Genomic DNA, 9379 nt, shown 5'->3' on the forward strand with positions numbered 1-9379 from the left:
CCCCTATCCCCTACCCCCCAACTCCACCAGTACCATTACCGACAAAGAGGAAAGTAATCACATCAATTGCTAAAACAATTCCCATTGCTAAACCTGCTTGAGTAGCAATAGGTCGCCAGTCATTTCCTTGCTGGGCTTGGTTATAGGCGAATAAAGCAGCTACACCGACTAAAATCAAGAAAACGGCGCGAATGAGGTTGAAAACAAGTTTGATAGCTTCGGGACTAACTGACTGTCCGCCACCTCCACTGCTTTGGGAGGCTAATTCAGTGACGAACTGTTCTAGACCGCTTAAAAAAACAGCTTTGGCTGGCATTTCAAACAAACCCAAACTAATAGCTAATGCCATCATCAAACTAGCGATGTGCCAAAAGCGAATTTTGCCACCAATGAGCCGACTTAAAGATGGGATAAAATGAATGATGCGATTCAAGCAGTAGAAGAACAAACCAGTGGATAAAAGAATTGTGGTTAGCAAAGGTTCTCTAACTGCCAAATAAACTAAACCAATTCCTAATCCAGAAATTACTACGGTATTCCCATTCCATTTGGGAAGGAGTTTGGTTGCTTTGGTTAAAGCAGGGGAGTTTTCTAAAGGGTAATGATTGAAGTTAGTCATGATTATCTACCTAGTTAATGTGACGAATGAAGAGAAAGTTATTAAAGGGAATTGTCCAAACTATTGGTGCTTCTTTGTGCAGGATGAGTTGGGATGCAAGCAGTTAGAGAATTTAACTGTTGTTCGTTAAAATCACATTGTTCTACTAACCAGTGATGGCGTTTAGCATCGGTTAGGAGAGCAGAAAATACAGGTTGAGAATGAGTTGGGGCGAAACCTTTCAGGGAAGCTGGAGTTACTAAGTGACCTTCTGGGGAGAAAGTAGCTGCGGCTAATTCAAAGCGATACTTTGTTCCTGAATGTGGATCTTTCCAATTAAAAGGTTGGGGAGAACTGCCATTGTTTAATTGGGTAAATTGTTGCGGCAGTACTTGTTCAAAACGTTTGATTATTGCTTGACCTGCTAATTGACTATCTAGACGAGATGAAGTTTCTAAAGCTTTGGCTATGCTGGTTTCGGTTTTGAGAGTCATCCCAGTTAACCACAGACCATCGATTTCCTGGCGAGATGCTAGTAAAGCGGCGATTCTTGCCAAATTAGGATTTAGTTTGGCGTGAGGTGCAGCAGATTTAATTGCGGTTTCCTCTGCTGCTGTTATCTCTGGCTTTTTTTCAGGAGATAATGGCAATGTAGCAACCAATTGACCTGGAGGTACTGGAGTTGAAAGTTCACCTTTGAGTTTGGTGGTGGCTACATCAATGGTTGAATATGGCGTTGTTTGGGGAATGATGCTACCTCCGGGTGGAGATAGTACCAACTGTTGTCGAAAAGGAATGGTAGATGTGGTTTTATCCGGTTCATCGGCAAAACTAAAGTTGAAACCAACTAATTGATTATCGTGGTTAACTAAATTCATTTGAATTTCTCGACCTTGCGATAAGCTGAGTTCTTTCAAGGCTGATTGAAAGTTCTGTAATGAACCTAATTCATGCTCTTTGTCTAAGATTTGATTGACAATGTGACCAATGTATTGCAATTGTTCGGGGTCGGTAATGGAACAATTGTGTAACGCTGCATTCATAGAATTAGTGATGCAAAACAATTAAATTTATTGTCTATAAATCACTAGTTCTCTAGTTCTGACTTTAGAGAGGAAAGAGCTTATCGCTATTGACGTAAAAGCTTCTATCACTAAAGCGATAGAGGGAGGACAGGGGGTGGGGAAGAGAAGAAATTTCCAAGAGGACCTAACACGACTTTTATATGTGCTGCAATGCCGAAACTGGTGAAAGTTAGGGAACAGAAGAAATTCCCCAACACCCAACCCTTAACCCCTAACCCGCAACTTCATCCCTACCCGCTAATTCTGTAGAAGCTAATCTGATTGTGGAATTTTAAAATCCGACAATGGGGAATAACAAAATTATGTAGTATTTTAAAATCCGACAAAGCTCATTAGTTATTTAAACTGTCGTATATTAAAATGCGACAGCGCCAGCAAACTTATGCCTAAGCAGAAAATTGTCATTGGAATTTTAGCAAATGCAGGTGGAGTAGGCAAAACAACACTAGCCGTCCATCTAGCTTACGAACTCTGCAAACGAAGTCAAACAGTAGCATTAATAGACCTCGACCCACAGCGAGCATTAGATGTATTCTGCGGTTTACCTTCAGCAGAAATCGAAAACTCAGTTGTGCGAGTATTTGGCAAAGACTTTGACGGGAATTGGCCTTTGGTTTCAGCTTGGTCAAACCCAGATATTGAAGTTTGCCAAGGTCATCCCCAGATGGCGCAAGTAGCGAATGACTTAGTAATTCGCCGTCGAGGTGAATATGTTTTGGCAGACCGCTTAAAAACCCATCCTTTACGTCACGATGTAATTATCTTGGACTGTCCTGCCACAATTGGCATAATTTGTGAAAATGCTATTGCTGCAAGTACGGGGCTGTTAGTTCCGATTCAATTAGAGATGAAATCAGTTTCGGGAGTAGCTGACTTGGTGCAGTGGTTGATTGGAATAGCAGATGATTTGATGCTCGACCCTCATCCACCAATCTTGGGATTGATCCCCAGTTTGTATGACAATAGTCGTGCCATCCACCGACAGTATTTACAGCAATTACCAGAAGTAGCAGAGCAATTAAGAGTTAAGCTATATCCGCAAATTCGAGATTCATCAGAATTTAAGAATGCTTCTGCCAATGGCTTACCTTTACAAAAATATCGACCAGCACATCCGGCTGGCAAAGACTTCAAAACCATTGCTGACGACATTGTTACTTTAGTGCGAAAAGGAAAACTATAATGGCGAAACTTCCCAAAATCAGCGAACGTTTTACTGGTGCAATTCAAGCCACTGACCAAGCACAAAAAATTGCCCAATTACAAGCAGAAATAGAAACGCTCAGAAGCTCTCAAGCTCCAGAACTAGAGCAGCAAATCGAAGAATTAAGGAAACAATTACTAGCTGAAGAAGGAGAACTGGAAATAGATGTAATGGCGATCGATCCCAATCCATACCAACCTCGTCAGACATTAACTACCGAAAGCATTCAAACCATTGCTCGGAGTATGGAAAAAGACGGGCAGATTGCACCAGTTATTGTGATAGCACAAGGCGATCGCTATTTACTATGGGATGGACAACGGCGCTGGTCAGCTGCCAAACTGCTAGGGTGGAAAACATTGCGTGCGGTCAAGGCACTGATGCCAGAAGACTTGCATCGCAAAGCATTGTTAACATTTATTCATCACGAAGACCTAAATCCCTTGGATAAAGCCGAGGCGATTATCAAAGAACTAACTATTGCAACAGGTATAGAAGCAGGAGAAATTCCAACTATACTATCAACCGTGTTGCGAAGGTTGGAACGTTCTGACCAAGCTAATCAACTAACAGCACTAGTGACTGCTACCACAGAAGCGCAAGTCTCAGGCGTGCAATCTTTGGAAGTGAATCAAAACGAAGAAAAAATACTGTTAGTGTTATTGGATTTAGCATTAAATCCAGCATCAGTAAAAGCCAACCTGATGCCAATGCTATCTTTGCCAAAGGATTTAAAAATAGCCATTCGCGAACAAGGATTAAAAGGAGCACACGCTTTAGCTTTAACAGTTATATCAGCTAAAACTTTGAAGACATCAGAGCGTCAAGCTACCAAAGAAAGGATTGCTGCCACCAATCAGGTTATTAAACAAGAATTGACAGTGGCAAAGACGCGGGAGTTAGTAGCACAGATTAAAGCCAAATATGTTAAACCAGAAACTTCTCAATCAAAAGAAGTCACAACAGTAGTTAGGGGAGTGGAGAAATTGTCGAAAACAGTAATGACTTCTACCAGTCCCGAACAACTGACCCAGTTGCGCCAAATTTTACAGCAAAAACTATCAGAAATTGATGAGATTTTGAATCAATGAGTAAAAAATGCTAACCCGAATTGAAATTAACGGTTTCAAAACCTTCGAGAACTTTGCGCTGGACTTATCTCCTTTCAGCGTAATACTAGGGCCAAACGCCTCTGGTAAATCCAACCTCTTCGATGCACTGCAATTTCTTTCTCAGATTGCAGTAAATAACTTACGCGATGCGGTAAGAGGGCTTGTATCCCATTAATTTTGGTCATGCAACACAATAGTTTTAATCTAATGAAAAGAAAGCTTTTCATTTTAATCAGCCCATGCCTTCTGCTGAACAAATTACAACTGCTATGGCGACGATTGACCAATTATCTAATTGGTTAGATAATACCGGACTTAGTGCTGCTGCTATTGCCCAATTCAAATTTAATGCCTTGGCAGCTATGTACCCAGAACTGCGAGAAGTAGCCGAACTAGCCAAACAACTTATTGGTGCTACTTCACCCGTACCAGAAGTAGGGATGGGTGCAACTGAACTAGCCCAAGTACTCAAAGAAAGCTTAAATGCAAACATCAAAGCCGAGCAAGTAAATCAAGCATTAGTAGCATTAGGTTATCAAGAAAGAAATGCTGAAAAAAGAATTTGGCTAATCACAGAAACTGGAAGCAATTATGGCACTGCTATATTGGCAACCTCTACCACTAACAAATGGCAAGGTTCCCAAGTCAAGTGGTATCGTTCAGTTATTCCTAAATTAGAAGAATATTTTCGCAATGCTGCTAATTCGGTTGACCAAGCTGATAGCAAGGATGGTGCAGCTATAGCAACTCAAGATGAATCACCCACCAATAAAAGCAATAGTTCAACTAAAACCAAAAAAGTTTTCACAGTAGCCGAACGAGCCAAAGAATTAGGATACAAAGCTCTTCCCGAACAACTGCAACTGATTCAAAGTTTTGCTGATGAATCTTACAAAGAAGAATATGGCTCTCAACCTCCCAGAGTATCGGGAAGAAAAACTCCTGTATCTAAATATCCTATAGAATTTATTGATTCATTAGATCGAGCCATTGAAAAAGTGTTTAACCCGAAAAAGAAATCCCAGCCCCAGTGAAATAACAAAAAGGCATTACTCATCCATCACTGCCGAAATCTGTTGTTTACCTAAAATAAAAGGCAATAGTTTGGCGATATTTCTGGCATCATCAATACCTCGATGATGCGTTCCTTCTAGTTCCATCCCTACTAGTTCCAGTGCTTCTGCCATGCCATATCTTTGGGATAAACCTTGGGTACTACTGAACAACTTCTTGAGGTTGACGTGAGGATAGCTAATGGGAAAAGGAACCTTGTGAAACTTGCTGTCTTGTTTGAACTGATTGTAATCGTAGTCTCCCCAAGAGCCAAAGACGGCATTTTGGTAGTTTGATAACCATTTTTGCAAAAGTGCAATGGCTTCCACATATCCCGGTGCTTGTTCAACCTGCGCTTGAGTGATTGAGGTGAGAGCTTTACAGAAAGCTGTAAGAACAGGATAGCGCACAGGTTTTACAAAGGTTTGAAACTCATCAATAATCCTCAAGGTTGGTGCTTCCACCATAACGGCTCCAATTTCGATGATTTCCATATATTGCCGTTTAATGCTTCCTTCGTTACAACAGGTGGCTTCCAAATCAAGCACCAAAAAATAATCGTACTGATTTAAGTCCATCATCATACTCCATAACTAATCTATGCCCTAAGAATTAATTCTAAAGGTAGATGCTTTTTGTCCTCTACTATCAACATAGTAAAATTGTTAATTTACTAACTTAAAATAAAAAATATTTTCAGTAAAAGCACTTACATCAATTACTAATTAAATAAAGGTATTATGAAGAATACAAAATTATTTGTATTGGTCAAAAATCTGCTTATAGGTTTAGAAAAATTGTGAAAATTTAGCAAATAATTAGTATTGAAATCATGAACTATTAGTTAATTAGCAACTGGACATACTAGACCGAGTACATTTTAGGTTTGTAGTGTGGCTAGTAGATGCTGTTGAAAATTAATAACCATGATTCGTTGAATAAATTGTTTTAATAATCAATTAGGAGAGTTATGATAAACCAAGAAACCACTCAGAAAAAACAGCTATTAAGAGTGATTGAGCGCATCAAGCTGAAAGGTAAATTCCTGCGGCTTATTGTCTATAAATTGCAGAATGGAGAAGTTGTAATTACATATAGGCAAATGGCTGTAGCTGTTAAAGTCAACTTTCAGATAGCTAAGTCATTTATCAGAAGTCAAGGCATAATTCCCGATGAAATCATACTGCCAAATCGTCAAGAAAGTTTAATGGTTCCCGCCCAATTAGCAGCCCAATTCTGGAAAGAACTAAATCAAACCCGTAAAGGCAACATTTTCACCGAGGACGGGCAAAGTTTATTAGAAAATTACCTCAAAAGCTGCGGCAATAATTAGCATTTACAGTTCTAATTGATGATTCCCCTGTAAAATTGACTGGCTAGAGTTCACTTCAAGATTCGCCCAATAACTTTTCTCCATATCACTAAAATTATTAATTTTCGCTTTTTCTCCTTGACGAGCAGCATATCTTATATGCAGTTGATTAAAGCTTGTATCAGAAATTACTAACATTTGCGTAGGCAAGTGATGGATAGTATAGCGGCATTGGCTAATGGCTGCTACTTCAAAGTCTGGATGATTGCTGATATTAGCCGAAACTAACTGTTGCCTAGCTGCTGAGAGCAGACGCTTTTCCCAATCCTCTCTATTGGCTGCATACCCGGTTGCTGTTGATGCGGATGGAGTATCAGTAATCAACAGAGGTTCTAAGTCATCGAGAACAAGGTTGTAATCTGGTTCTAGTGTGGCAATGAATGAGCTATTTAGCTTGCTTTGTTGGTTACGATGATGACCGGGAATTAATAAATTTCTATTGGCTGGGTTAGCTTTAATTAACTTCTCAATCGTTTCTGGCGAACGACGGTCTTTTCGCTGATTGCTGTATGCGATTCGAGCTAAGGTAGGAGCATCTGTTTCTAATTCAAAACTGATGCCTTGTTTTTGCAATCCGGGGATGGTTGGTTTTTGGGCATGACCGAGTTTACTAGCAGCAAATCTTATGCCAGACATCTCATAACGCAGTCCATCTACTACACCTTCTCTTGTAACTTTTGCCCCAACTGTTATGCCTCTAGCTTCTAATGCTTGTACGTAACTGGTAAAGTTTTGGTCAGGAAGTGCAATTGCTTCTTCTATAGCATCCTGAAGCTGGTCAATTACCGCAGGTTGTGCTGGTGTATCCTGTTCCTGTTCTCGCATCATCCGGCGCTTTTGTCCGGTTGAAGGTGCAGCACGGTTGACTTCCCAAGAACAGGGGACAGGCGTTAAATCAAATTGCTTTTCTAAACCTCTGAGTACCTTTTCTAATCGCCGTTTGTCCCACCAGTCGGAGACGCACTTTCCTTCTAAAGTGATGCGCGATGCGGCAATATGTAAGTGAAAGTGATTGCGATCGGCATGAGTAGCAGCAAAGTAGAGGTTATTTTCCAGTCCCATGCCTGTAAGCGTACCTGCGACAATTTGCTCTAAAGTAGCATTGTCCGGTTTTTCACCTGGGGCAAAGCTAATGCTAATGTGCGACACGGGTGATTGAACTCTGTGGTTAAGTTGTCGCGTTGCAGATAATTGTCTGTAGAAGTCTTGTGGTGTTTCTCCTGCTAAGTTGGTGCAAAGCAATTCGGCTGCTTCTTTTTCTAGAATATATTTGGTAAGTCCAGCAAACCCCTTACCTTTACCGATTTTCCCAATCATCTGTTTCTTCTAAAGAACCATCTTCATCTGGGTCGTCGTTTGCACCTAGAATCAAGTGCAGTCGCAACTTGTTGATTTGTCTGAGTAGTTGCTCAAAAGGGATGGGGTCGATGGGTGGTGGGATGGTGCCATCTGCTAGTGCTGTATTTTGGGCTTTAGCAATTTGGTTGATATTGGTGCCAATTTTCAATAGTTGCCAGTAACACTGCCAGTTGGCTTCTGGTATAGTTTGAATGCGACAAAGAGCCATCCTTCGTCTAACGAGTTCGGCTTTGCTGATTCCAGCTTGTTCGGCAAGCATTTCCCAGGTTTGATTTTCTTCTTTTGTCAGCAACATCTCGAAGCGGACTGTACGTTGCTTTGATTTAGTTGGCATGGTAGTACTCTATATGGAACAGTGGTTAGCCTTGGTCTTAGCAACAATATTTGCGCGATAACTGTGGCAGAATTCTTGCCACTGAGCTTCGTTTTTTAACCATGAATGTTTGTAGTAGTAATTCCGAAGTAGGTAGGGACTGCAATTTAACAACAAATTGATTAGCTGCTCAAATGGAAAATCTGGTTCCTGGAATGCAGCAAGTGCCACTTGTTCGTCTAAGTGCTGGGCAATAAAAGCACACATTGGCGAATTACAAATAGCAGTCAAGTCTTCGGAAGCAATCGCCGAACAGTTAGTGGCTATGCGAGCAAAAAACAGATATGAGTCTTCTAAGAACTTGCGCTTCAGTCTTCGATAATCATCAGGAATTGATGTAGCTGTCTGTAAATTGGAAGTAGTTTTATCAAGTTCTGCTTCTACTGTTTCTAATTGTCCTTGAAGTTCGGTGACTCGATTTTCGAGCAAGGTCATCAGCATTTGCCATGCTTCATCTGGTGGGGAAATGCTGTACTGTCCGGTGCGGCGAATTGAGGGTAGTAACAAACGCCTGACATCACAGGTTAACCATTTTTGGCTGTTAGGGGAACCTGTGATTCTCAAAGTGTAATTTTGATAATGCAGTTGGTGTATCCAAATGGAGTTAGGATTTAACGATTTGAGCATAGCGATTGTTAATGTTGTTTTCTTTTAGAAAATCAGTAACTCCATAGTTGTTTCATCTTTCCAAAGCGATGCACACCCTCTATCGCTATTGACATAAAATTTGTATTTGCTGGAATATTACAGCAGTTCAATGCTGGCTAATTCTGTTTTTTAAACATTCAATCTTTCAAGAAGTTACCGAAGTGTGGGAATACTTGAGAAATAAGTGCGGGGGTTTGGGGGTAGCCCCCCAACAAGCGGTGGCGGCAACTAATTATTCTCTTGACATATAAATACGGATACCGCCACTGCTTGCTCCGTGTTGGAGAGGGGAAACAAGGGCAATCTGGTGAAGGGAAATGGTAGGGAAAATCCGGGTAAAAAGATAGCCAAAAACAGCATTATCCCTACTACATCCCTACTATTTCCCTCCGATTACATTTACGTCAAAAGCGATAGGAGAAAAAATCACTTTTGGCATATCAATTAGTATTGAATAGCTTGATAAGTTGAAATCAATTCTTAAAAATCAACTAATCGAGAACAGATGCAATGGGCAGATTAACAAAGCTAGCCTATCCCGAAATAACGCTAACTCTGGATTTTGGTGGCAGTGG

The 9379-nt window shown here is 40.7% G+C and carries 11 protein-coding genes; 5 read left to right on the forward strand and 6 right to left on the reverse strand.

From position 1 onward, the window contains the following. Positions 1–10 precede the first annotated feature (10 nt). Complete coding sequence (locus tag IQ264_RS29615; protein WP_193985784.1) at positions 11–619, reverse strand: hypothetical protein; 609 nt, start codon at positions 617–619, stop codon at positions 11–13. A gap of 41 nt (positions 620–660) precedes the next feature. Then, on the reverse strand, positions 661–1641 hold the full coding sequence (locus IQ264_RS29620; protein ID WP_193985786.1) for a hypothetical protein: 981 nt from the start codon (positions 1639–1641) through the stop codon (positions 661–663). A 424-nt stretch (positions 1642–2065) separates the two neighbouring features. On the opposite strand from IQ264_RS29620, the gene IQ264_RS29625 reads away from it, so the two are divergent. The 4 genes from IQ264_RS29625 to IQ264_RS29640 all read left to right on the forward strand — a co-directional run bounded on the left by IQ264_RS29625 (position 2066) and on the right by IQ264_RS29640 (position 5033). Further along, positions 2066–2866 (forward strand): ParA family protein, encoded by an 801-nt coding sequence (locus IQ264_RS29625; RefSeq protein ID WP_193985787.1) that lies wholly within the window; start codon positions 2066–2068, stop codon positions 2864–2866. Then, positions 2866–3978, forward strand: coding sequence for a ParB/RepB/Spo0J family partition protein (locus tag IQ264_RS29630; protein WP_193985789.1), 1113 nt, complete (start codon positions 2866–2868; stop codon positions 3976–3978). Before IQ264_RS29625 ends, IQ264_RS29630 begins: the two co-directional genes overlap by 1 nt. 7 nt (positions 3979–3985) lie before the next feature. Continuing rightward, a complete protein-coding gene (locus tag IQ264_RS29635; protein ID WP_193985791.1) occupies positions 3986–4174 on the forward strand; it encodes an AAA family ATPase in 189 nt (62 codons plus the stop codon). A 64-nt stretch (positions 4175–4238) separates the two neighbouring features. Continuing rightward, positions 4239–5033: a hypothetical protein gene (locus IQ264_RS29640; RefSeq protein ID WP_193985793.1), complete on the forward strand. Its 795-nt coding sequence runs from the start codon at positions 4239–4241 to the stop codon at positions 5031–5033. Positions 5034–5048: 15 nt separating this feature from the next. Here the strand turns inward: IQ264_RS29640 and IQ264_RS29645 are convergent, their stop codons facing one another. Further along, positions 5049–5636, reverse strand: a complete 588-nt coding sequence (locus IQ264_RS29645) for a 3'-5' exonuclease (protein WP_228061915.1) — start codon at positions 5634–5636, stop codon at positions 5049–5051. 386 nt (positions 5637–6022) lie between these two features. Here IQ264_RS29645 and IQ264_RS29650 point away from each other — a divergent pair, with 386 nt between their 5' ends. Beyond that, positions 6023–6385: a hypothetical protein gene (locus IQ264_RS29650; RefSeq protein WP_193985795.1), complete on the forward strand. Its 363-nt coding sequence runs from the start codon at positions 6023–6025 to the stop codon at positions 6383–6385. 3 nt (positions 6386–6388) lie between these two features. Here IQ264_RS29650 and IQ264_RS29655 read toward each other — a convergent pair whose 3' ends face one another. The 3 genes from IQ264_RS29655 to IQ264_RS29665 are packed head-to-tail and all read right to left on the reverse strand — an operon-like array spanning position 6389 to position 8783. Continuing rightward, positions 6389–7741, reverse strand: a complete 1353-nt coding sequence (locus tag IQ264_RS29655; RefSeq protein WP_193985798.1) for a relaxase/mobilization nuclease domain-containing protein — start codon at positions 7739–7741, stop codon at positions 6389–6391. Further along, complete coding sequence (locus IQ264_RS29660; RefSeq protein ID WP_193985800.1) at positions 7722–8117, reverse strand: plasmid mobilization protein; 396 nt, start codon at positions 8115–8117, stop codon at positions 7722–7724. The genes IQ264_RS29655 and IQ264_RS29660 overlap by 20 nt, the downstream gene beginning before the upstream one ends. Positions 8118–8126: 9 nt before the next feature. Continuing rightward, positions 8127–8783: a hypothetical protein gene (locus IQ264_RS29665; RefSeq protein ID WP_193985802.1), complete on the reverse strand. Its 657-nt coding sequence runs from the start codon at positions 8781–8783 to the stop codon at positions 8127–8129. Positions 8784–9379 lie beyond the last annotated feature (596 nt).

The organism is [Phormidium] sp. LEGE 05292 (assembly GCF_015207735.1).
Classification (GTDB): domain Bacteria; phylum Cyanobacteriota; class Cyanobacteriia; order Cyanobacteriales; family Aerosakkonemataceae; genus Floridanema.